This window comes from Catellatospora sp. KI3, assembly GCF_029948125.1.
GTDB lineage: Bacteria > Actinomycetota > Actinomycetes > Mycobacteriales > Micromonosporaceae > Catellatospora.
Window position 1 is genome coordinate 43,318 of record NZ_JASAMB010000012.1, and the last position, 21,727, is coordinate 65,044.

General features: G+C 73.1%; 19 protein-coding genes. 12 read left to right on the forward strand and 7 right to left on the reverse strand.

What is annotated here, in order from left to right:
* Positions 1-59: 59 nt before the first annotated feature.
* Complete coding sequence (locus QEZ54_RS19915; protein ID WP_281306171.1) at positions 60-3,152, reverse strand: BTAD domain-containing putative transcriptional regulator; 3,093 nt, start codon at positions 3,150-3,152, stop codon at positions 60-62.
* Between the two features lie 157 nt (positions 3,153-3,309).
* Positions 3,310-4,875, reverse strand: coding sequence for a trehalose-6-phosphate synthase (locus tag QEZ54_RS19920; RefSeq protein WP_281306172.1), 1,566 nt, complete (start codon positions 4,873-4,875; stop codon positions 3,310-3,312).
* 235 nt (positions 4,876-5,110) lie between these two features.
* Between QEZ54_RS19920 and QEZ54_RS19925 the strand changes: the two genes are divergently transcribed.
* Together QEZ54_RS19925 and QEZ54_RS19930 are read left to right on the forward strand one after the other, a co-directional pair.
* The gene (locus tag QEZ54_RS19925; RefSeq protein WP_281306173.1) at positions 5,111-5,308 is read left to right on the forward strand and encodes a hypothetical protein; all 198 of its coding nucleotides are present in this window, start codon (positions 5,111-5,113) and stop codon (positions 5,306-5,308) included.
* Between the two features lie 138 nt (positions 5,309-5,446).
* A complete protein-coding gene (locus QEZ54_RS19930; protein WP_281306174.1) occupies positions 5,447-6,289 on the forward strand; it encodes a S1 family peptidase in 843 nt (280 codons plus the stop codon).
* A gap of 12 nt (positions 6,290-6,301) precedes the next feature.
* Here the strand turns inward: QEZ54_RS19930 and QEZ54_RS19935 are convergent, their stop codons facing one another.
* Positions 6,302-7,414, reverse strand: a complete 1,113-nt coding sequence (locus QEZ54_RS19935) for a globin domain-containing protein (protein ID WP_281306175.1) — start codon at positions 7,412-7,414, stop codon at positions 6,302-6,304.
* A gap of 160 nt (positions 7,415-7,574) precedes the next feature.
* On the opposite strand from QEZ54_RS19935, the gene QEZ54_RS19940 reads away from it, so the two are divergent.
* Complete coding sequence (locus QEZ54_RS19940) at positions 7,575-8,180, forward strand: pyridoxamine 5'-phosphate oxidase family protein (protein WP_281306176.1); 606 nt, start codon at positions 7,575-7,577, stop codon at positions 8,178-8,180.
* A gap of 69 nt (positions 8,181-8,249) precedes the next feature.
* Complete coding sequence (locus QEZ54_RS19945) at positions 8,250-9,050, forward strand: class I SAM-dependent methyltransferase (RefSeq protein WP_281306177.1); 801 nt, start codon at positions 8,250-8,252, stop codon at positions 9,048-9,050.
* A gap of 36 nt (positions 9,051-9,086) precedes the next feature.
* On the opposite strand, the gene QEZ54_RS19950 is transcribed toward QEZ54_RS19945, so the two are convergent.
* Both QEZ54_RS19950 and QEZ54_RS19955 read right to left on the reverse strand, forming a co-directional pair.
* Positions 9,087-9,383, reverse strand: coding sequence for a hypothetical protein (locus QEZ54_RS19950; protein ID WP_281306178.1), 297 nt, complete (start codon positions 9,381-9,383; stop codon positions 9,087-9,089).
* A gap of 146 nt (positions 9,384-9,529) precedes the next feature.
* Positions 9,530-9,904 (reverse strand): ATP-binding protein, encoded by a 375-nt coding sequence (locus tag QEZ54_RS19955; RefSeq protein ID WP_281306179.1) that lies wholly within the window; start codon positions 9,902-9,904, stop codon positions 9,530-9,532.
* Positions 9,905-10,184: 280 nt separating this feature from the next.
* Between QEZ54_RS19955 and QEZ54_RS19960 the strand changes: the two genes are divergently transcribed.
* Genes QEZ54_RS19960 through QEZ54_RS19990 form a run of 7 tightly spaced genes read left to right on the forward strand, consistent with a single transcriptional unit; the run spans position 10,185 to position 16,086 of the window.
* Entirely contained in the window at positions 10,185-11,042 is an 858-nt protein-coding gene (locus QEZ54_RS19960; protein ID WP_281306180.1) for an STAS domain-containing protein, read from the forward strand.
* Entirely contained in the window at positions 11,042-11,458 is a 417-nt protein-coding gene (locus tag QEZ54_RS19965; RefSeq protein ID WP_281306181.1) for an STAS domain-containing protein, read from the forward strand. Before QEZ54_RS19960 ends, QEZ54_RS19965 begins: the two co-directional genes overlap by 1 nt.
* Positions 11,455-11,868: an ATP-binding protein gene (locus QEZ54_RS19970; protein ID WP_281306182.1), complete on the forward strand. Its 414-nt coding sequence runs from the start codon at positions 11,455-11,457 to the stop codon at positions 11,866-11,868. The genes QEZ54_RS19965 and QEZ54_RS19970 overlap by 4 nt, the downstream gene beginning before the upstream one ends.
* On the forward strand, positions 11,865-12,869 hold the full coding sequence (locus QEZ54_RS19975) for a SpoIIE family protein phosphatase (protein ID WP_281306183.1): 1,005 nt from the start codon (positions 11,865-11,867) through the stop codon (positions 12,867-12,869). The genes QEZ54_RS19970 and QEZ54_RS19975 overlap by 4 nt, the downstream gene beginning before the upstream one ends.
* On the forward strand, positions 12,866-14,194 hold the full coding sequence (locus QEZ54_RS19980; RefSeq protein ID WP_281306184.1) for a sensor histidine kinase: 1,329 nt from the start codon (positions 12,866-12,868) through the stop codon (positions 14,192-14,194). Before QEZ54_RS19975 ends, QEZ54_RS19980 begins: the two co-directional genes overlap by 4 nt.
* Positions 14,191-15,738 carry a fused response regulator/phosphatase gene (locus tag QEZ54_RS19985; protein ID WP_281306185.1) on the forward strand — a complete coding sequence of 516 codons (1,548 nt, stop codon included), beginning with the start codon at positions 14,191-14,193 and terminating at the stop codon, positions 15,736-15,738. Before QEZ54_RS19980 ends, QEZ54_RS19985 begins: the two co-directional genes overlap by 4 nt.
* 12 nt (positions 15,739-15,750) lie before the next feature.
* Entirely contained in the window at positions 15,751-16,086 is a 336-nt protein-coding gene (locus QEZ54_RS19990; RefSeq protein ID WP_281306186.1) for an STAS domain-containing protein, read from the forward strand.
* Between the two features lie 48 nt (positions 16,087-16,134).
* On the opposite strand, the gene QEZ54_RS19995 is transcribed toward QEZ54_RS19990, so the two are convergent.
* Positions 16,135-17,403 (reverse strand): S1 family peptidase, encoded by a 1,269-nt coding sequence (locus QEZ54_RS19995; protein WP_281306187.1) that lies wholly within the window; start codon positions 17,401-17,403, stop codon positions 16,135-16,137.
* A gap of 112 nt (positions 17,404-17,515) precedes the next feature.
* On the opposite strand from QEZ54_RS19995, the gene QEZ54_RS20000 reads away from it, so the two are divergent.
* A complete protein-coding gene (locus QEZ54_RS20000) occupies positions 17,516-20,536 on the forward strand; it encodes a BTAD domain-containing putative transcriptional regulator (RefSeq protein ID WP_281306188.1) in 3,021 nt (1,006 codons plus the stop codon).
* Here QEZ54_RS20000 and QEZ54_RS20005 read toward each other — a convergent pair.
* Positions 20,533-21,390 (reverse strand): Calx-beta domain-containing protein, encoded by an 858-nt coding sequence (locus QEZ54_RS20005; RefSeq protein WP_281306189.1) that lies wholly within the window; start codon positions 21,388-21,390, stop codon positions 20,533-20,535. The genes QEZ54_RS20000 and QEZ54_RS20005 overlap by 4 nt on opposite strands.
* Positions 21,391-21,727 lie beyond the last annotated feature (337 nt).

Here is a 21,727-nt window from a genome sequence, read left to right on the forward strand (position 1 = left end):
TTCTGATGAAGCGGTGCGACCACGCTCGGCAGGGGCGCTGCAGCTTCTCTATAAGCCGCTTATAGCGGCTGCGCCACTCCCCCGGTCGCGGCGCTCAACTCGGCGAACTCGCGGGTCCCGTAGGTCGCGAAGATCTCCAGCGCCTCCGCGCGGGCCGCCGCGGCGGCCGCCGAGTCACCCCGCGCCTGGTGCAGGACCGCCACGTCGCGCAGGGTCCGCGCCCGGAAGGTGGGCACCGCCAGGTCCGCCCAGATCTCCAGCGCCTCGGTGAAGCACCGCTCGGCCTCGGACAGCGCACCGTCGACGAGGTGGACCTCACCGAGCGTCCGCAGGGTCAGCGCCTCGCCCCACCGGTCCCGCAACGACCGGCTGACCAGCCGCGAGGCCTCCAGCAGCGGCCTGGCGTCGTCCGGATGCCCCTGACGCAGCCGCACCTTGGCCAGCGCACGCTGCCCGTATGCCTGGAGCAGCTCGTCGCCGAGCTCCGCGAAGATCGCCAGCGCCGCCCGGCATGCCTGCTCGCCGGCGGTCAGATCGCCGCTGCCCCGGTGCCCGATGCCGATGGTGCGCAGCGTGAGGCCCTCGCCCCGCCGGTTGCCCGCCCGCCGGTACGCGGCCAGCGCGGTCTCGAAGCAGGCGTCGGCGGCCTCGAAGTCGCCCTGCTCCACCCGGATGAAGCCGGTGAGCCGGGCGCACTGGCCGGTCGCGCTGTCGTCCTCCAGCACCCGGCAGACCGCCTCGGCCTGCGCCAGGAAGTGCAGCGCCTCCGGCAGATACCCCTGCTCCCGGCAGGCCGCGCCCAGCGTCAGCAGCGTGGCCGCCTCACCGCGGAGGTCACCGGCGTCGCGGAACATGCCCAGCGCGGGCGAGAGGTACAGCTGCGCGTCGGCGAACCGGTCCTGCTCGATGCACAACTGGCCGACGCCGGCCAGCAGGACCGCCTCGCCGTGGATGTTCCCGGCCCGCCTGGCCGCGCCGAGGGCCGCCTCATGCGTACGGTGCCAGGAGTCCAGCTGGTTGTGCAGCGGGAACAGCGAACCGCACAAGGTCGCCGCGAGCGCGACCGCCGCCACGTCCAGGTCCAGGGCCGCGGCCCGCTCCACGCTGGCCACCAGCGCGGCCTGCTCGGTCTCCAGCCAGGCCCGGGTGATGAGGGCGGACGGCGTCCGCAGGTGGTACATCGGCCACGGCTCCGGCCGCAGCGTCACCCCGCCCGAGGCGGTCTGGTCCGCGCTGGGCCGCACCAGCGACAGCCAGCCGCCCAGCACCCGGCCGACCGCGTCCCGCCGCTGCTGCTCGGTGTCCTCCGCCAGCGACTGCTCCCGGGCGTACAGCCGCACGAGATCGTGCAGCCGGTAGCGGACCAGGTCGGCGTCGGTATAGGAGTAGTCGACCAGGTTGGCGTCCACGAGCCCCTCGATGAGCTGCTCGGCGGCGGCTTCGGGCAGGTCCAGGAGGGCGGCCGCCACCCAGCCGGGGAAGTCGGGCAGGCCCAACAGGCCCAGCCGGCGCAGCGCCGCCTGGGCCCGGGTGTCCAGGGCCCGGTAGCTCAGCTCGAACGTCGCCCGGACCGCCTGGTCACCGACGCTGAGTTCGTCGAGGCGCTGCTGCTCGTCGGCCAGCCGCGCGGCGAGCAGCTCGGGCGCCCACTGCCTGCGGGAGGCCAGCCGGGCTCCGGCGATACGCACCGCCAGCGGCAGGTATCCGCACTGGGCCACGATCTGCGCCGACGCGCCCGGGGCCGCCCCGATCCGGTCGGGCCCGGCGATCCGGGCCAGCAGCTCGGTCGCCTCGTGCACGGGCAGCGTGTCCAGTTCGACGAGGCTGGCCCCGGCCAGGCCGGGCAGGCGGCCGCGGGAGGTGACGACCACGGCACAGGTCGGGCTGCCGGGCAGCAGCGGCCGCACCTGCTGCTCACCGGCGGCGTCGTCGAGGACCACCAGCACCTGCCGCCCGGCGAGCAGGGTGCGGTAGCAGTCCATCCGGTCTTCCAGGCCCTGCGGGAGGGCGGCCGCCTCGACCCCCAGCGCGCGCAGGAACCGGCCGAGCACCTCGACGGGGGTGGCCGGCGCGTCGGACATGCCCCGCAGCTCCACATGGAGCTGGCCGTCGGGGTAGCGGGCGGCGAGCTGCTGGGCCACCTGCACGGCCAGCGCCGACTTGCCCACCCCGCCGCGCCCGGAGATCACGCAGACGGTCATGGCCGTCGCCGTACCGCTGAGGGCGGTGACCAGGGTGTCGACCTCGGCGGTGCGGCCGGTGAAGTCGGCGGCGCCGGGTGGCAGCTGCGCGGGGACGGTCCGGCCCGGTTCCCGGTCGGCCGTCCGGGGCGCCGGGTCAGGGGGTGCCGGCTCCGCCCGCGAGGGTGCGGGCACCGGCCGGTCGACTCCCGGAGCCACCGGCAGCAGGTCCGGATCGGAGCGCAGGATCGCCTCGTGTACCCGGGTGAGCTCCGGGCCGGGGTCGATGCCGAGCTCGTCGCGCAGCACGTCGCGGGCCTGGCGGAACGCGGCCAGCGCGTCGGCGGTGCGGCCGGTGCCGTAGAGGGCGAGCATGAGCTGGCCGCGCAGGCGCTCCCGGGTGGGGTGCTGGCCGACCAGGAAGGTCAGCTCCCCGACCAGCTCGTCCCAGCGGCCCAGCATCAGATCGGCGGCGATGCGCTCCTCCAGCACGCTGATCCGCAGCTCGTCGAGGCCCGCGGCCTCGGCGGCCAGCGCGGCGCCGGTGACGCCGCCCATGGCCGGGCCGCGCCACAGGGTTCCCGCCGCCCGGAACGCGTCGGCCGCCTCGCCGTGCCGGTCCGCGGCCGCCGCCGCCCGACCCTGGGTGACCAGTCCCTTGAAGACCTCCCGGTCCAGGCTGCCCGCCGGGATCCGGGCCAGGTAGCCCGGCGCGCGGGTGACGATGACCTCTTCGGCGCGGTGCCGCCCCAGCGCTCTGCGCAGCGCGGAGACGTAGGTCTGGACCAGCGGCCGGGCCGTGTCCGGCGGATCGTCGTCCCAGATGATGTCGATCAGGCGGTCCGTGGAGACGACCCGGCCCGGCTCCAGCAGCAGTGCGGCGAGCAGGGCCCGCGGTTTCGAGCCACCGAGCGGCACCGGCTCGCCGTCGAAGTTGACCTCGACCGGGCCCAGCAGCTGAAACCTCACCACGAACGCAGGTCTGTCCGCGGCGTCGCCGGGACCGTTCCCTGCCGTGGCAGGGCCGGCGCCGGAGTCGATTCCTGGGATGCGCAGACCGTCACGGGCACCATGATGCCGCACCACCGCCATCTGCGGTGTCCCGCCGGATCCGGGGTGCCGCCCGCGGTCAGCCGGTCACGTTGTGCCGCTGCGGGGGCCGGACCGTACGCTCGGCGGCCCGTACCCCGCCGCGGTGCTGCCCCGCCGACCCGGCGCGCCACCGGTCGGCCGTCCGCAGGACCTTGGCGGCGGTACGGTCCGCGCCGGCCGGCTCGAGCCGGTGCAGGAAGCCGGTGGCCCACGCGTCCACGTCGTGGCGGCGCAGGTGCGACCGCATCGGCTCGATCCGGCGGCGCTGCTCGGCGGGGTCGGCGAACGCGGCGTCGACGAAGGCGTCCTTGAGCGCGTCCACGTCGTGCGGATTGACCAGCCACGCCTGCTCCAGCTCGGCCGCGGCGCCCGCGAACTCGCTGAGCACCAGCGCGCCGGTGCCGTCGGTGCGGGTGGCCACGTACTCCTTGGCGACCAGGTTCATGCCGTCGCGCAGCGGCGTCACCGCCATGACGTCGGCGGCCAGGTACAGCGCGGCCAGCTCGGCCTGGTCGAAGGACTGGTACAGGTAGTGCACGGGCATCCGCCCGATGTCGGCGTGCTCGCCGTTGATCCGGCCGACCTCGCACTCCACCCGCTCCCGCAGCGCCTGGTACGGCCCGATCTCCTGCCGGGTCGGCACGGCCACCTGCACCAGCGCCGTCTCCGCCGGGTCCAGCCGCCCTTCGGCCAGCAGCTCCCGGTAGGCCTTCAGGCGGCACTCGACGCCCTTGGTGTAGTCGAGGCGGTCGACGGCCAGGATCATCGTGCGCGGTTCGCCGAGTTCGCGCCTGATCTGCGCGGCGCGGGCCTGGACCGCGGGGTCGATCCCCAGCCGCTGCTGGCCGGTGAAGTCGATGGAGATCGGGAACGTGTCGGCGGTGACCTCGCGGCCCTCGTACCAGACGGCGGTGTCGGTGGTCTTGGCACCGAGCAGCTCGGCGGCGAGCGCGCGGAAGTTGCGGGTCCCCTGCGCGTGCTGGAAGCCGACCAGGTCGGCGCCGAGCAGCCCGTGCAGGATCTCGTCGCGCATCGGCATCCGGCAGAACAGCTCGACCGGCGGGAACGGGATGTGCAGGAAGAACCCGATCCGCAGGTCGGGGCGCAGCTGCCGCAGCATCCCCGGCACCAGCTGCAGGTGGTAGTCGTGCACCCAGACCAGCGCACCGGGCGCCGCCGCCCGCGCGGCCGCCTCGGCGAAGCGCCGGTTGACCGCGCGGTAGTGGTCCTGCCAGGCGCGGTCGAACGCGGGCTGCTCCACCGCGTCGTGGTACAGCGGCCAGATCGTCGCGTTGGCCTGGCCCTCGTAGTAGCCCTCGACCTCGTCGCCGGTCAGCGCGAGCGGGTGCAGGTGGATGCCGTCGTGCACGAAGGGCGCGGGCGCGGGTCCGGGGCGGCCGTGCCAGCCGATCCACGCCGCGGCCCGCTGCTTCATGATCGGGTGCAGGGCGGTGACGAGCCCGCCGGGGCTGCGCCGCCAGGACGGCCGGCCGTCGGCGCCGACGGTGTGGTCGACGGGCAGCCGGTTGGCGAGCACGACCAGGTCGTGACGGCCGCCTGTGGACGGCCGCGGGGAGAACCCGGGGTGCGGTGCCGATGCCATGCAGTCCTCCGTGGTGTTGCCGACGCGTGCTCGCGCGAAGCGCGCAGCATGCTCATACCGCAGGCGGCGGTGGTGGTAACCCCGCCGCCCGAAGTTTTTGATCACATCTGGGTTTGCGCGGTCCGGGTGTCACGATTGCGGCTCATCCGTTAGGTCAGGCGGTTAAACCTGTTTGTGACCAGTTTCATGCGATCGAGTGGCCGTGATCCGGGTACGACGGTGGCACCCTTCTCGGGTGACTGGATTTCTGAGCCGCAACCAGCGGCGGGGGCTGTGGGCCGCGTTCCTGATGATGGCCGCGTACGCGCCCTTCACCGCCTGGCTGTCCGACGACGACACCTGGTTCCTGAGCATCGTCGTCGCGGGCCTGGTCGCCACGGTCCTGATCGCCGACGACCACGAGCGCACCTCCCGCCGCGCCAGGCGCGACTGACCGCTCGCCCCGCGCGGCCCACGACCCGGCGGGCCGAAGGACAGCGAAGTCGGACGCCCGCTGCTCACCTCACCCATTGCAGTTAGACAGTCATCGATGCGACGCTGTACTCCTCCCGCCGACTGCCCGGAGGACGCCATGAGACGCCGCATCCAGCTCACCGTCGCCGCCCTCGCCGTGCTGGCGGCCGCGATCGGGCCCGCCACCCCGTCCGCCGCCGCGCCCGCCAACCCGAACCTGCTCGCGGCCGTCGCGCATACTCCCGGCACCGCGTGGACGACCGACCCGGCCACCGGCCGGACGACGGTGACCCTCGACGACACGGTCACCGAGCAGCAGGCCGACCGCCTGCGCGACAGCCTGCGCGGCAGCGGGGTCGACCTGCGCCGCGAGCCGGGCCGGCTGCGGCCGATGCTCGCCGGCGGCGACGCGATCTACGGCAGCACCGCACGCTGCTCCCTGGGCGCCAACGCGCGCATCGGCACCACGTACTACCTGATCACGGCGGGGCACTGCACCAACAGTTCGGCCACCTGGTGGGTCAACGGCACCCGCACGCTCGCGATCGGCGTGCGGACCGCGAGCAGCTTCCCCACCAACGACTTCGGCCTGGTCCGCTACACGAGCACCCTGCCCCACCCCAGCGCCGTCAACACCTACCCGGGCCTGCTCCAGCTGTACGGCACCGGCAGCGCCTACGTCGGCCAGGCCGTCTGCCGCAGCGGCGCGACCACCGGCGTCCGCTGCGGCAGCGTGACCGCGCTGAACGCCACCGTGAACTACGCCGAGGGCAGCGTCACCGGTCTGATCCGGACCAACATCTGCGCCGAGAACGGCGACAGCGGCGGGCCGCTCTACACCACCGGCGGCATCCTGCTCGGCATCCTGTCCGGCGGCACCGGCAGCTGCGCGACCGGCGGCACCACCTACTACCAGCCCATCGGCGAGATCCTCGCCGTGTACGGACTCACCATCCCGTGACCGGTGCGCCGGTCAGTAGTCGTGGCCGAAGACGTCGTGCCTGACCCGGGTGGACGGTACCTGCAGCCGGGTCAGGGTGCGGCGGGTCGCGGCGACCATGGCCGGTGAGCCGGAGACGTAGAAGTCGTGGTCGTTCCACGGCCCGTACCGGTCCAGGACCTCGCTGACCAGGCCGGTCTCCCCCGCGTACCCGGGGTCCTCGCTGACCGCCGGGATGACGGTCAGCCAGGGATGGGCCTGGGCCAGTTCGGTCAGCGCGGCCAGGTCGTAGAGGTCGTCCCGGGTACGGGCGCCGAAGAACAGGTGCACCCACCGGGTGCGGTTGGTCGCGGCCAGGTCGTCGATGATCGCCTTGAGCGGGGCCAGCCCGGTGCCCCCGCCGACGCAGACGATGTCGCGCTGCGAGCCCCGGTCGAGCACCATCGAGCCCATCGGCGCCGCCAGCCTGAGCATGTCCCCCGGCCGCAGCCGCCTGACCAGGGCCCCGGACACCCACCCGGCGCCCGGCGCCTTGACGTGGAACTCCATGGTCTGGTCCTCGCGGGGCGCGTTGGCCATCGAGTACGCCCGCCACGCCCGGGGCCGGTACCCGCACTCGACGCTGACGTACTGCCCGGCCCGGTACGGCAGCGGCTCCAGCGGGCGGCAGGTGAACACGGCCGTGTCCAGGCCGCGCCGCTCGTGCGAGAGGACCTGGGCGTACCAGTACGCCGGGCCGTGCTCGGCCGTGGCCGCCGTGATCATCGTGCGGGCGATCACGTCGTACGCGTCGCGCCAGGCCTGGTCGAACTCCAGCGTCCACTGGTCGGCGCCGTAGGTGCGCAGCGCGTCGATCAGGGACCGGCCGACCGTCTCGTAGTGCTCGGGCTGCACGGAGAACTTCCGGTGGTCGCGGCCGAGCCCGCTCAGGTAGTCGGCGAACCGCTCCGGGTCCTCCAGCGTCTGGACGGCGGTGACGATCGCACCGAGCAGCCTGGAGCGCTGCACGTCCATCTCGACCGGGAACAGGTCGCGCAGCTTCGGGTCCAGGGTGAACAGGCGCGCGTAGAAGTACGCCGCCATCCTGTCCTGCTGCTCGTCGACCAGACTCCAGCTTTCCTTCAACAGCCGGCCCAGTTCAGCCATGCGGCTACCGCCTTCCCGCAGACGAGGTCGTGGCCGCAGCTGAATCTGTTACAGAATCGGCCTTTCGGATCGCACAAGGTGTGCGACAGCCGCCGAAGTTCTTCGTCGAACCTCGATGTCTCAAGCGGGTCGGGGTGCGATGTCACAAGCGGAGGCGTTGATGGGCGAGGTCGTCGGCACCGTACGCGGCTCGCTGGGTGAGCAGCGGCTGCAGGACCGGTTCGGCACCGCCGACCGGGCGCGGCGCTTCTACGACCAGCAGCTGCTCGACCACCTCAACGAGCGCATGCGCGAGTTCATCGGGTGCCAGGAGATGATGTTCGTCGCGACCGCCGACGCCCTGGGCGGCTGCGACTCCACGTTCCGCGCGGGACCGCCCGGCTTCGTCCACGTGTCCGGACCGAACCGGCTGCTGTGGCCGGAGTACCGCGGCAACGGCGTCATGGCCAGCCTGGGCAACATTAGCGAGAACGGGCACGTCGGACTGCTGTTCGTCGACTTCGTACGCGACGTCATCGGGCTGCACGTCAACGGCCGGGCCGAGATCGTCGACAACGCCGCCGCCCAGGCGATAGCCGCCGACGCCCCGGTCGACGCCGTGCCCGGACGGCGTCCCGAGCGCTGGGTCGTGGTCGACGTCGAGGAGGCGTACATCCACTGCTCCAAGCACATTCCGCGGATGGTGAAGGTGCCGCGCGGACGCGCCTGGGGCACCGACGACGCCCGCCGCAAGGGCGGTGACTTCTTCGGCGCGGCGGCCTCCTGACCGCGCCCGGCACCGGACCGGCCGATACTCCGTTGCGCCGGAGTGCCGGATCCACCAGCATCTCGGTTCATGCAGGGTTCAGCGTGGGAGCTGTTCGAGCTCGTCGCGGCCGAGTATGACGAGGTCGTCCCGTTCTTCGCCTCGTTCGGCACGGCCATCGTGGCGGCGATCGAGCCGCCGCCGGGCTGCCGCTTCCTCGATCTCGGCGCCGGCAGGGGCGCGCTGACCGCGCCCGCGCTCGCCCTGGGCTGCGCCGTCACCGCCGTCGACGCCGCGCCCGCCATGGTGCGGCACCTCGCCGCCGCCTATCCGGACGCCGAGGTGTACACCATGGACGCCCAGGCGCTCGGGCTGCCCGACGACAGCTTCGACGTGGTCGCCTCGGCGTTCGCCATCCATGTCATGGACGACCCGGCGGCCGGGGTGGCCGAGGCGTACCGGGTGCTCAAACCCGGCGGCCGGTTCGCCTTCACCGGCGGCAGCGCGCGCAGCAGGGGCGGACCGGCCGTGTCGGCCCCCGACGAGCTGGGCGTACGCCTCAACGAACTGTTCGGGGAGTTCGCCGCCTACCTGCCGGCCGACGGCAGCATGGGCACCCCGGTCGACGCGGCCGACCTGCTCGACGCGGCGGGCTTCGTCGACCTGCGGGAAGACTTCGCCGAGGTCGCGACCCCGTTCCCGGACACCGCGGCCCTGTGGCGCTGGTCGATGACGCACGGGTACCGGGCCTTCATCGAAGACCTGCCGGACGACCGCCGCGCCGAGTTCCACGATCGGGTGCTCGCGCTGCGAGCCAAGGATCTGGTGCTGCGCCGGGTCAGCGGCGTGTGGTCGGGTCGCAAGCCCGGCACCGGCGACCTCCGAGGGTGACGCCGGTGGCCCGGCAGGCCACCGGCGTCGGCGTGCTCAGCAGCTGGTGTGGCTGTGCAGCGTCCAGCCCGTGCGGTCCGGGTGCTCCGCCCCGTGGCCACGGATCCAGTTGCGACCGTACGCGTCGTTGTAGCCCCAGCCGTCGGCGCGGAAGCCGCGGCCGGGACTGAGCGTGAACAGGTAGCCGGTGCCGCCGTAGCCGTCGATCGAGGCGTAGAACGGGGCGTTCTCCACCGTCATGCACAGGACGTCGGCGTGTGCGGGGGTGGCGCTGGCGGTCGCGGCCACGGTGGCCATGAGCATGGCCGCTGCGGTGGCGAGGGTACGTTTCACGTCTGCCTCCAGGATTGGTCGGCGCGATCATACTGTCGCTTCCGGAATCCGGCACCGGCTCCTGGGCGGCCGGCTCAGTCCGCCCAGCGGACCGCCTCGGCCGGCACCCGGCCCGGTTCGCCGCCGGCCACGGCCCGCCGGACGCGCTAGGGGTTCGGGGCGGCCGGCGTGTGCAGGAGCACGCTGGCGGTCACCCCCGTCGGCGAGCTCTCCAGCACGAACTGCGGAAAGAGCTTCGAGACGATCCAGAGCCCGCGGCCGCCGTACGCCAGCTGCTTCGGCGCCTCGGTGGGGACGCCGCGCGCCAGGCCCGGCCCCCAGTCGCGGACCTCGACCCGGACCCCGCCGGGGACCGGCGCGATGGTCAGCACGCCGCGCCCGCCGCCGTGGCGGATGGCGTTGCTGGCCAGCTCGCTGACCGCCACCGCGACCTGTTCGGCCAGGTCGGTGCCGGCCGCCGCCCGCCGGGCCAGCGACCTGACCTCAGCCAGGTCGTCGATGGTGAATTCGAAGGTCGTCACGCCAGTCTCAGCCATTCGGTCCCCGCCCACCCGCGCTCCGGGCGCTTCGGTCATGGCTACCCCACCCTCGTGCTCCGAAACGGCGATGGGTCAGGCGGCACCCACCTCGCAAGGGTATGGCACCAGCGCAGCCTACCTGTAGGCGGTGCGCCGCGACGAGCGCTCCGGGCCGCGTGGCGGCTCGTCAGCGCCTTTCGCAAGGCTGCGGGATCATGACCGAGTGGTACAGTCGCGACGGATTGGTGCCGCCGACCGAGCGCTTATACAGGGGAACATCGTAATGACACTGAACGCAGAACAGGGCGAACGACTCAGCGAGATCCTGTCACTGCGATCGGACAAGATCGCCAAGCGGTGGGCCGAGGTCGCCGCCGCACCGCTGAAGGGCAGGCTGAGCGCCGCGGAGTCCGGGCGCCAGACCGCGGAACTCCAGCAGCAGCTGCAGTCCTCCCTCAAGAACGGCGCGCTGAGCCTGGACGGAGCCGCCGGGGCGGAGCTGCGGGCGCTACTGACGGAGCTGTCGCGCGACCGGGCACGGCAGGGCTTCACCGCCTCGGAGACCGCCACCAGCGTCTTCGCGCTCAAGACCGCCCTATACGAGAACTCCGACGCCGCCAAGGGCAAGGCCGAGGCGCTGCGTGACTATGTCGCCTGGTCGGAGTTCGTCGACGAGCTCGGCCTGTTCACCTTCGAAGCCTTCGCCCGCGCCCGCGAGCAGATCATCACCCAGCAGAGCGAGCAGCTGATGGAGCTGTCCACGCCGGTGGTGAAGCTGTGGGAGGGCGTGGTCGCCGTCCCGCTGGTCGGCACGCTGGACTCCGCGCGGGCCCAGGTCGTCATGGAGCGGCTGCTGCAGGCCCTGGTCGACACCGGCTCGCCGTACGCGATCATCGACATCACCGGCGTGCCCTCGGTCGACACCCAGGTCGCCCACCACGTGCTCAAGACGGTGATGGCCGCCCGGCTGATGGGCGCCGAGTGCATCGTGTCCGGCATCCGCCCGCAGATCGCCCAGACCATCGTCACCCTCGGCATCGACTTCGGCGACATCCCGACCAAGGCCTCGCTCGCCGACGCGCTGCGCCACGTGATCAAGCGCCTCAGCGCGGACGCGCGCGCGGCCAAGCGGGAGCAGTGATGGACCGGGTCCCGATTCTGAAGATCGGCCCGGTGCTGCTGGTGTCGATCCAGGTCGACATGCAGGACCAGGTCGCACTCCAGCTCCAGGAGGACCTGGGTGAGCGGATCGTCGCGACCGGCGCCAAGGGTGTGATCATCGACATCACCGGGCTGGACATCGTCGACTCGTTCGTGGGCCGGACGCTGTCGACCATTGCGTCGATCTCGCGGGTGCTGGATGCCGAGACCATCGTCGTCGGCATGCGGCCCGCCGTCGCGATCACGCTGGTGGAGCTCGGCCTGTCACTCAACGGCATCCGGACGGCGCTGAACGTGGAGCGCGGCATGGAGCTGCTCAGCCGCAGCACCGAGCCCGACTCTCCCGACGAGTTCGACCTGGACCTCGACGACCTGTCCGAGACGACGTCGCCATGACCACGGTTGTCGGCGCCGCCCAGCTGCAGGCCATCGTCAGCGACGAGGACGTCGTACGGGTCCGCCAGCTGGTCCGCACCGCCGCGGTCACCGCCAAGCTGTCGCTGGTCGACCAGACCAAGGTGGTGACGGCCGCCAGCGAGCTGGCGCGCAACACCCTCGTCTACGGCGGGGGCGGGCAGGCCGAGGTCTCCACCGTCGACAACGGCGCCCGGCGCGGCGTGCGCGTCGTCTTCAGCGACGACGGGCCGGGCATCGCCGACGTCGAACTGGCGCTCACCGACGGGTACACCAGCGGCGGCGGGCTCGGCCTGGGGCTCAGCGGAGCCCGGCGGCTGGTCGAGGAGTTCGAGCTGAACACCGAGGTCGGCACCGGCACCACCATCGCGATCACCAAGTGGGCAAGGTGAGCACCCGCACACCTGCTCCGGCATGGTTCCGCCTCGACGATCTCAGCGCGGTCGGCTCGGTCCGGCGGTTCGCGACCGACCTCGCCGTCGCCGTCGACTTCGACGAGCAGAAGGTCAACGATTTCGCGATCATCGTGTCCGAACTCGCGACCAACCTGGTGAAGCACGCCCAGGACGGGGCGCTGCTGGTGCGGCCCGTCCGCGGCGACGAGACCGTCGGGGTCGAGGTGATCAGCATCGACACCGCCCCCGGCATGGCCGATCTCGCCGCCATGCACGTCGACGGCCGCTCCACCGTGGGCACCCTCGGCATCGGGCTCGGCGCGGTGACCCGGCTCGCGGACCGCTCCGAGGGGTTCTCGCTGCCCGGACGCGGCTCGGTGCTGTGCGCGCAGCTGTGGCACGAACCGCCGCCGCCGAAGCCGTGGGCGGAGGGGCTCACCCGCCCGCTGACCGGCGAGACGGTCAGCGGCGACGCCTACGCCGTACGGACCGTGGCCGGCAGGCGGCAGGTGATGGTCAGCGACGGGCTCGGGCACGGCCCGCTGGCCGCCGCGGCGTCGCAGGCGGCGCTGCAGCTGTTCCACACCGCCCCCGACGAGCCGCTGCCGCGGCTGCTGGAGCGGCTGCACCGCGGCCTGTCGCACACCCGGGGCGCGGCGGTCGCGCTCGCCGAGATCGACCCCGACGCGCACGTCGTCCGCGTCTGCGGCCTGGGCAACATCGCAGCGTCCCTGGTCACGGGCGAGCAGCGGCGCAATCTGATCTCCATGCCGGGCATCACCGGGCACGGCAAGGCCAACATCAGGCAGTTCGAGCACCCGATCGAGGACCACTCGCTGCTGGTCATGCACTCCGACGGCGTCACCGACAAGTGGACGCTGCACCCCTATCCAGGTCTGCCGGCCAGGTCGCCGCTGCTGATCGCCGCCACCGTGCTGCGCGACGCGGGTGTCCGCCGCGACGACGCGTGCGTGCTGGTGGCCAGGGCGCACCCGTGACGGAGACCGTGCTGCTGCAGCTGGCGCTCCGGCGTGAGCAGGACGTCTTCACGCTCCGTCAGCGCGGCCGGGAGGCCGCGACGGCGCTGGGCCTGGAGCACCAGGACCAGATCCGGCTGGCCACGGCCCTCAGCGACGTGGGCCGGGTGCTGCTGGCCCGGGCACCCGCCGTCGAGGTCGTCTTCCGGGTCTGCCGACACCCCGACCGGCTGCGCATCGACCTGGCGGTCGACGGGTCCGTCGAGCGCGGGCCGCTGCAGCCGGCCGGGCGCCTGGTCGATGGTTTGGAAGTGGTCGAGCACGGGAAGAGGACCGTGGTCATGCTGTCACGCCGCCTCCCCGTCACCGGCGCGCTCACCGAGCTCCGCGTCGATGAACTCCGCCGTGCCCTGGGTATGACGGCGGTCGCCAGCCCGCTGGACGAGCTGGCCACGCAGAACGAGCACCTGCTCGCGGCCCTGGAGGACGTGCGCAGGCAGCGCGACCGGCTCACCGTCCTCAACGACGAGCTGGAGGAGACCAACCGCGGCGTGATGGCGCTCTACCACCAGCTCAACAGCGAGCTGGAGGAGACCAACCGCGGCGTGGTCGCCCTGTACGCCGAGCTCGACGAGAAGTCCTCGCAGCTGCGCGCGGCCAGCGAGGCCAAGACCCGCTTCCTGGCCAACGTCAGCCATGAGCTGCGCGCCCCGGTCACCTCGGTGATCGGGCTGATCCGGATGCTGTCCGATCCGTCGTCCGATCCGCTCACCCCGGCCCAGCAGGAGCAGATCGAACTGATGCGCGGTTCGACCTCGGATCTGCTGACCCTTGTCAACGACCTGCTCGACCTGGCCAAGGCGGAGTCCGGCCGGCTGCAGCCCGACTGGCAGACGGTCAGCCTGGACCGGCTGTTCCGGCAGCTGCGCGGCACGGTGCGGGCCATCCTCACCAACCCCGACGTCGAGCTGATCGTGGACGAACCCGGCGAGGACGCCTGGATCGAGTCGGACGAGGCGCTGCTGTCGCAGGTCCTGCGCAATCTGCTGCACAACGCGGTCAAGTTCACCGAGCATGGACATGTGGCCCTGCACGTGCGCAGCGACGAGCGCAACTGGATGTTCACCGTCGCCGACACCGGCAGCGGCATCCCCGCCGACGAGCAGGAACGGATCTTCGAGGAGTTCGTCCAGCTGCCCAGTCGGCACAAGGTGCTCGGCACGGGTCTGGGGCTGCCGTACGCGCGCAGGCTCACCGGCATCCTCGGCGGCTCCATGGACCTGGACAGCCAGCCGGGTCGCGGCAGCGAGTTCACGGTGACGCTGCCCCTGGTCAGGCAGGCGTGACCGCGATCACCGAGTCCACCATCCTGGTGGTCGACGACTCGGCGCCCAAGCGGTACCTGCTCAGCAACTGGCTGTCGCGGGCCGGCTTCGCCGTCTCGCAGGCCGAGACCGGACACGAGGCGCTGGCGCAGATCGAGGCCCGCGACTTCGACATGGTGGTGCTGGACGTCAAACTGCCCGACATGAGCGGCCTGGAGGTCTGCCGGCGCATCAAGGCCGACGAGCGGACCGCCACCATACCGGTGGTGCACGTGTCGGCCCACGCCGTGGATGTGACCGACCGCACCATCGGCCTGGTCGGCGGCGCCGACGCCTACCTGGCCGAGCCGATCGATCCGCAGGAGCTGGTCGCCACGGTGCAGGCCGTCCTGCGCTACTACCGCGCCCTGCGCAAGGCCGAGCATCTGGCCGCCGGGCTGGCCCAGCTGGCCCGGACCACCCTGGCGGTGACCACCGCCAACGGCTTCGGCGAGCTGCTCACCCACGCCGCCGCGGGCGCGGCGCGCCTGTTCGGCGGCACCGCCGTCGTCGCCGCCGACGTCCTGGACGGGACCTGGTCGGCGGTACGGGTCGACGACACCGGCCGCACCGACCGCCGCGACTGGACCCCGCCGGCCGACGACGCGCCGATCGGATTCCGGTGCCAGAGCGGCCACGCCGACCACTGGCGACTGCCCGCGGGCTGGCTCGACGACCAGCCGCTCACCGTGGCCAGCGCCCGGCTGCGCGACGACCTCCCGCCGCTGTACCTCTTCGTCGCGCAGATCCCCGACGAGGACAGCACCCAGCTGCTCACCCAGCTGACCCAGGCGCTCGGGGCCGCCGCCGAGGCGCAGCGCGCGCAGGACCTCGACCACCGGATCGCGGTGACCCTGCAGCGCAGCCTGCTGCCGCGCAGCCTGCCCGCGCTGCCCGGGGTCGAGCTCGCGATGCGCTACGAACCCGCCAGCACCGAGGCTGAGATCGGCGGGGACTTCTACGAGCTGTCGCTGCTGGACGACCGGTTGCTGATCGCGATCGGCGACGTCGTCGGCCACTCGCTGCACGCGGCGACCGTGATGGCCGAGATCCGGCACGCGCTGCGCGCCTACGCCGTGGAGGGCCATCCGCCGGGCGCGATCGTGCAGCTCGTGGACGAGCTGATGGTCCGGCTGCTGCCGGTGGAGATGGCGACCCTGTGCGTGATCTCCATCGACGCGGCCACCGGCCGGGCCCGGCTGGCCAACGCCGGGCACCTGCCGCCGCTGCTCATCACCGACGGGCAGGCCAGCGAGCTGTGGCAGCGCGCGCCGCTGCTGGGGATCGGGCATCCGCGGCCGGCGGACCTGGAGTTCACCCTGCCGCCGGGCAGCACCCTGCTGCTGTACACCGACGGGCTCATCGAGCACCGCGGGACCTCCATCCGGGACGGCATCGCCACGCTGCACCAGCTCGCCCGGCACGTCGACGCCGATCTCGACGCCTTCTGCGACCGGCTGCTCGACCGGCTCACCACACCGCCCAACGCCGACGACGTCGCGGTGGTCGCGGTCAGAAGAATGTGATCTCATTTGACCATGGACAACGTCAGCCGGCCGCCCCAGGCGTCCCACGAGGTGGAGCTGGCACCCGGGATCGTACGGGTGTCGCTCGTCGGTGAGATCGACATGGGCGTCGAAGGGGCGGTCGCGGGCTGGCTGACCGAGGCGATCCGGACCCATCCCGACCGGCGGCTCGAGGTCGACGTCAGCCGGGTCGGCTTCCTCGACTCCAGCGGCATCCGGGTGCTGCTCCAGGCCCAGGCCCGAGCCGTGCGGGAGGGCGGCGGGTTCCGGCTCACCGGAGCGCAGGGGACGGTCCGCGAGGTGCTGGAGATCGTCGACGTGTACGGCCTGCTCACCGGCGACGCGTGAACGGCCGGGCGGGCAGGCTGCCCTCCCGGCCGTGCTGCCGGACTCCGGTCACATGAGGGTGGCCCCGTAGAAGGTCAGCGATCCGACGTACGGGCCGAAGAACGGCCGCCGGACCGGCGCGTAGAAGACCCGGTAGGAGCCGGTCTTCCAGACACCCTGCGAGAGGCACGGCGTGTCCAGGTAGCCGGCCGTGATCGTGCCGCGGGCCAGCGCCGCGATCTCGAAGTTCGGCCACTTGTTGATGAACAGGCCGTGCGAGTACACCGGGCCGCCGCTGTCGCCGGGGGCGGCGACGCAGTTGCCCGCGGCCGGGACGCCCGGCACCTTCGCGGCGTACGTCATCGGCGCCATGCCCAGCACGCTGGTGTTGACCGCGTACACCTTGGCGTTGCAGTGCTCGCCGCTGTACGAGCCGCCGGTGCAGATCCAGTTGCCGACGTAGTCGACCGCCGACCCGCCCACCCGGATGCTCGACGAGCTGTTCCAGGCACCGGTGTAGATCCGTCCGGCGAAGGTGCGGTTGACCGGGCGGTTGAGCAGCTGGGTGTCGCGGGCGTTGACGTCGGCCGTGATCGTGGTGTTCGGCTGGGTGGCGTTGCCGATGCGGACCGTGTTGCCGTTGCTGCCGCAGTGCCCGGCGGTGAGCATCCGCGGCGCCCCGGCCCAGTTCACGCTGAACCCGGTGGAGCAGCCGCCGCCGGTGCTGAGGTTCGTCCAGCGGGCCCCGCCCCAGTACGGCGAGACGTCGTTCTGGCGGTCGAACAGCAGGTCGGGCTTGCGCTCGACGGTGACGGTCAGCGGCACCGCCGCCTGGGCCACGATCGCGTCGCGGTCGGCGTCACTGGTCACCGAGACCGCGAGCCCGGAACCGTCCACGTTGGGCGCGGCGGTGGCGACCCGCGGGTCAGCGCCCAGCCGGTCGACCTCGGCCGCGAGCTCGGCCTCGCTGAACCGGGCCGGCAGGAACCTCACCGGCACGCCGGTGCGCGCGGCGCGCTCCTGCGCGTCGGCGGGCACCTGGCCCTTCCAGTAGATCTGCAGTTCGCCGTTCTCCGGGGCGGCGATCGTGCCGGCGTAGCCGGGCGAGGACACCGACAGGATGTCGTCGGCGGCGGTGTTGAGGCGGGTCTGCGCCTCGCTCAGGTCCTCCCAGGTGCGGAAGCCACCCGGTACGGGCTCGGCGGGCGCGACGCCCTGCTGGTCGGGCTTGGTCTCCTCGGCGGCTGAGGCGGCTGCCGCCGGGAGCAGCGCGGCAGCGACGATCAGGGCGGCCACGCCCCAACCGATCCTGGCGCGGACAGGCAGTGTGTCAGTCATGGCAGCCATCGTCGGCAGGCTGCGGCGCCCGGCAGGCCGATCCTGAACACCGTTGAACACGGCTGCGCGGCCAGTACGATGACAAACTCAGGTTCGTCTATCGAGGAGTCCGATGGCCGACGGGGGTGCCCTGCAGGAGCTGGCCCGGACCCTGCGCCAGCTCAAACGGCGCGACGCCCGGCGGCGCGGCGGCGCGGAGCTGACCTACCGGGCCCTAGCCGCCCGGACCGGCTGGTCGACCGGCATCATCGCGCACTACTTCACCGGGAAGACGCTGCCCCCGACCGACCGCTTCGACACCCTCGTCCGGCTGCTCGGCGCCTCCCCCGCCGAGCAGGGGAAGCTCGCCACGCTGCGCGACCTGGCCGACGAGGACCGGCGCCAGCCCGCCGCGCCCGGCACGCAGGTGGTACGGCTGCTCGGCCCGATCGAGGTGACCGGCCCGCGCGGCCGGGCCGCCCTGGTCGGCGGCCGCCAACGGACTCTGCTCGGCGTGCTCGGCCTGCGCGCCGGCCAACCCGTGTCACCGAACCGGCTCGCCGAGGCCCTGTGGGGCGACCAGCCGCCCCGCACCGCCACCCAGTCGCTGTACTCCCACATCGCCCGGGTGCGCCAGGCCCTCGACGACTGCGGCCTGCCCGGCGTCCTGGTCACCCGCGACTCCGGCTACCTGCTCGACCTGCACCCCGCCCAGACCGACGTGGCCCGCTTCCACGAGCACACCGACCTGGGCCGCCGCGCCCTGGCCCAGGGTGCGGCCGCCCAGGCCGCCACCCATCTGCTGGACGGCCTCGGCCTGTGGCGCGGCACCGCCTTCGAGGACGGCGAACCCGCGGGCTGGGCCGTCAGCGAGATCGAGCGGCTGGCCGAGGCCCGGCTGAGCGCCCTCGACGACCTGTGGGACGCCCGGCTGCGCCTGGGCGAGCACGCCACCGCCGCCGACGAGATCGAACAGCTGCTGGCCGCCGACCCCGGGCGGGAGCGCCTGGTCGGGCTGCTCATGCTGGCCCTGTACCGGTCCGGGCGGCACGCCAACGCCGTCCGGGCCTACCAGCGGCTGCGTGAGCACCTGGCCGAGCAGCTGGGCGTCGATCCGAGCCCGCAGCTGCAGCGCCTGCACGTGGCCGTACTGCGCCGCGACCCGTCGCTGGAGTTCGACGGACCCACCGCCGCCGACCGGCCCGCCCAACTGCCCGCCGCCGCGGGCTGCTTCACCGGCCGCGCCCCCGAGGAGGCGGCGCTGGACACCATGGTCGACGGCACCGGCCGCATCGCCGTCATCTCCGGCCCGGGCGGCATGGGCAAGACCGCCCTGGCCGTGCACTGGGCGCGCCGGGTCATCGACCGCTACCCCGACGGGCAGCTGTTCCTCGACCTGCGCGGCCACGACCCGGCCACCGCCATGCCCGCCGCCGAGGCCGTGGCCCACCTGCTGCGGTCCCTGGGCGTCACCGCCGACGCGGCACCGCACGACCTCGGCCGCTACCGCTCCGCCCTGCACGAGCGGCGCATGCTCATCCTGCTCGACGACGCCGCCACCGCCGAACAGATCGCGCCGCTGGTCCCGCCCGACGGCAACAGCCTGCTCGTGGTCACCAGCCGCCACCAGCTCACAGCCCTGGCCCTGGACCACGAGGTGGTGGCGATCAGCCTCGACACCCTCCCGCACGCCGACGCGTCGCTGCTGCTGCGCCGGGTCCTCGGCCACGACCGGGTCGACCGCGAGCCGGCCCACGCCGACCGGCTGGTCGACCTGTGCGGACGGCTGCCCCTGGCCCTGCGCATCGCCGCCGCCAAACTCGCCGCCCGGCCACTGCGGCCGCTGGCCGAACTCGTCGCCGACCTCACCGGCGGGGACCGCCTCGACACGCTCACCGTGCCCGGCGACTCCCGCAGCGTACGGGCGGTGTTCGCCTCGGCGTACCAGACGCTGAGCCCGCCGGCCGCGGCCCTGTTCCGGCGCCTGGGCCACCATCCCGGGCCCACCTTCACCGCGCACCTGGCCGCCGCGGTGGCGGGCCGGCCCGTGGCCGAAGCCCTCGACGAACTCGCCGCCGTGCACCTGGTCACCGAGGTCGCCGACGGCCGATACCGCTTCCACGACCTGATCCGGCTCTACGCCGTCGAACGCTGCGGCCCCGACGAGGCGCAGCGGGCCCGCGCGGCGACCCTCACCTGGTACCTGGCCCTGGCCGAGACCGCCAACCAGACCCTCGAACCCGCCCGCGACCGGGTCAAACTGTCCTGGCACAGCCCGCCCCCGAACCTGCCGCCGCTGCCCGACGCCGCCACGGTCCTGTCCCTGCTCGACGGCGAACGCCCCAACCTGCTGCCCGTCGCCCGCCACGCCGCCGCCCACGGTGAACCGCAGGTCACCTGGCAGCTGACCTACCTGCTGGCCAGCTACTACACCCACCGCGGCCACTGGGCCGCCTACGCCGAGATCTGCCGCGAAGGCCTGACCGCCGCCCTGCGCCTGGACGACCCGGTCGGCGAGCGGCTCATGCGCAGCGGCCTGGGGGTGGCCTGCAACGTCACGCACCGCCACGAGGACGCCCTGCGGCAGCTCACCCGGGCCCTGGAGCTCATGCGCGAGGGCGGCGACCAGCGCGGCCAGGGCATGGCGCTGAACAACATCGCCCACGCACACGCCCAGCTCGGGCGGCTGCCCGACGCCCGCGACGCCTTCACGCAGGCGCTGGACCTGCACACCGCCGACGACCACCTGCCCGGGATCACCCTCGCGCTGAACAACATCGCCGACATCCACACCCAGCTCGGCGACTTCGACCTGGCCCACGTAGCACTCGACCGGGCGCTGCGGCTGGCCCGCGACCTCGGCAGCGCCCACCTGGAGGGCGCCGTGCTGCAGAACCTCGGCGAGGCCCGGCTGGCCGCCGGGGATGAGGACGGGGCCCTGCACCACTTCGGGCTGGCCCTGGCGATCCGCCGCCGCAACGGCGAGAAGCGGCGCGAGGCCGAGACGTCCAATGCCATCGGCCTCGTCCACCTGTCGCGCGGCGAGCACGCCAGCGCCCTGGACCACTTCGGGCGGGCGCTGGCACGGTGCCGCGAGCTCGACGACCGGGGCCTGGAGGCGCGGACCCTGGCCAACATGTCCCTACTGGGCTAACGCCAGAGCGTCACCTTGGCGGTGCCGGTCACGACGGTGCCGCCCGAGTAGTAGGTGACGGTGAGGTTGAAGTACTTCCAGCTCTGCGTGAAGGCGTGCGGCAGCAGCTGGACGGGCACGTACACGCCGGTCTGCCCGGCGGGGACGGTGAGCGTGCGGTTGACGGCCACGTAGTCCAGCCCGGCCGTCAGGTCCCCGTCGGAGGTCCGCACGGTCACCACCTGGTCCAGTGTGGACGGGTTGTTCGTGGCCAGCGGGGTGCTGACGATGTTGCCCGGTTCGATGGTGCACGGCACGACGGTGCCCGGGTCGGGCTTCGGCGACGGCGTCGGCGAGGGCGAGGGCGGCGGCGACGTACGGGGATCGAGCAGGCACAGGCGGCTGTCCGCGGTCACGGCGCGGATCGAGGTGTCGTTGTCGAAGATCCGGCCCCGGCCGGTGGCGGCGGCGATCCGTACGTCCGGGCTGGGGTTGGTGAGGGTGACCGTGAAGTCCTCCAGCAGCGCCTCGGTCACCGCGTCCCCGACGATGACCGCCTGGATCTGCCGGAGGCCGCTGTCGCCCGCGGGCCACTGCAGCACCCCGCCGGCCAGCGCGAAGTCGCCGGGCCGGTGCGCGGTGCCGTCGGTGACCGCGTACGACACCGAGCCGGCCGCGGCGCACGACGCCGTGTACACGGTGAAGGTCAGGGTGGCGGCGGCCTCGGAGACGGTGACCTGGGGGTCGATCGCCACCGACCGCTGGCAGTCGGCGGCCGCGCGCGGTTGGTCGCCGACGGCGGTGGCGGCGATGACGGTGGCCAGCGCCACCGCACCGGCGACGAGCGCGGGAAGCATCCTCGATTTCATCGTCATGCAGCGCATCATCGGGCATCGGGCTTGTGATGAGCTTGTGGCCGGCGTGCCAAAAACATCCACGCTGCCGGATGGGATGGACCACTCGCCGCCGACCCTCCACCCCACCTGATCTTTTGTCCGGCCGGACGCACCGAACAACCGACTCGCGCCGCCTTTTCGTACGGTCGGCCCGGCTGTCCCGCCGCCCGGCGTCGGGTGGTCGGACGGGGCTGCGGGGTGGACAGGCAGAAAACCCGGCGGGCGCTGGACGGTGAGCGACCGGTGGCAGAGGGTATGGGATGCGCCAGTCCTCGGTGGCCCGGCGGGTATGTCGCGCCCGCCGCCACCGCCAGTA

What these genes read in the sequence shown, in the direction of transcription:
- QEZ54_RS19965 (WP_281306181.1), top strand. Translation starts at nt 11,042, where the DNA reads ATGGACCGGGTCCCGATTCTGAAGATCGGCCCGGTGCTGCTGGTGTCG.
- QEZ54_RS19990 (WP_281306186.1), top strand. Translation starts at nt 15,751, where the DNA reads ATGGACAACGTCAGCCGGCCGCCCCAGGCGTCCCACGAGGTGGAGCTG.
- QEZ54_RS19945 (WP_281306177.1), top strand. Translation starts at nt 8,250, where the DNA reads ATGCAGGGTTCAGCGTGGGAGCTGTTCGAGCTCGTCGCGGCCGAGTAT.
- QEZ54_RS19995 (WP_281306187.1), bottom strand. Translation starts at nt 17,403, where the DNA reads ATGACTGACACACTGCCTGTCCGCGCCAGGATCGGTTGGGGCGTGGCC.
- QEZ54_RS19970 (WP_281306182.1), top strand. Translation starts at nt 11,455, where the DNA reads ATGACCACGGTTGTCGGCGCCGCCCAGCTGCAGGCCATCGTCAGCGAC.
- QEZ54_RS19920 (WP_281306172.1), bottom strand. Translation starts at nt 4,875, where the DNA reads ATGGCATCGGCACCGCACCCCGGGTTCTCCCCGCGGCCGTCCACAGGC.
- QEZ54_RS19935 (WP_281306175.1), bottom strand. Translation starts at nt 7,414, where the DNA reads ATGGCTGAACTGGGCCGGCTGTTGAAGGAAAGCTGGAGTCTGGTCGAC.
- QEZ54_RS20005 (WP_281306189.1), bottom strand. Translation starts at nt 21,390, where the DNA reads ATGACGATGAAATCGAGGATGCTTCCCGCGCTCGTCGCCGGTGCGGTG.
- QEZ54_RS19930 (WP_281306174.1), top strand. Translation starts at nt 5,447, where the DNA reads ATGAGACGCCGCATCCAGCTCACCGTCGCCGCCCTCGCCGTGCTGGCG.
- QEZ54_RS19960 (WP_281306180.1), top strand. Translation starts at nt 10,185, where the DNA reads ATGACACTGAACGCAGAACAGGGCGAACGACTCAGCGAGATCCTGTCA.
- QEZ54_RS19940 (WP_281306176.1), top strand. Translation starts at nt 7,575, where the DNA reads ATGGGCGAGGTCGTCGGCACCGTACGCGGCTCGCTGGGTGAGCAGCGG.
- QEZ54_RS20000 (WP_281306188.1), top strand. Translation starts at nt 17,516, where the DNA reads ATGGCCGACGGGGGTGCCCTGCAGGAGCTGGCCCGGACCCTGCGCCAG.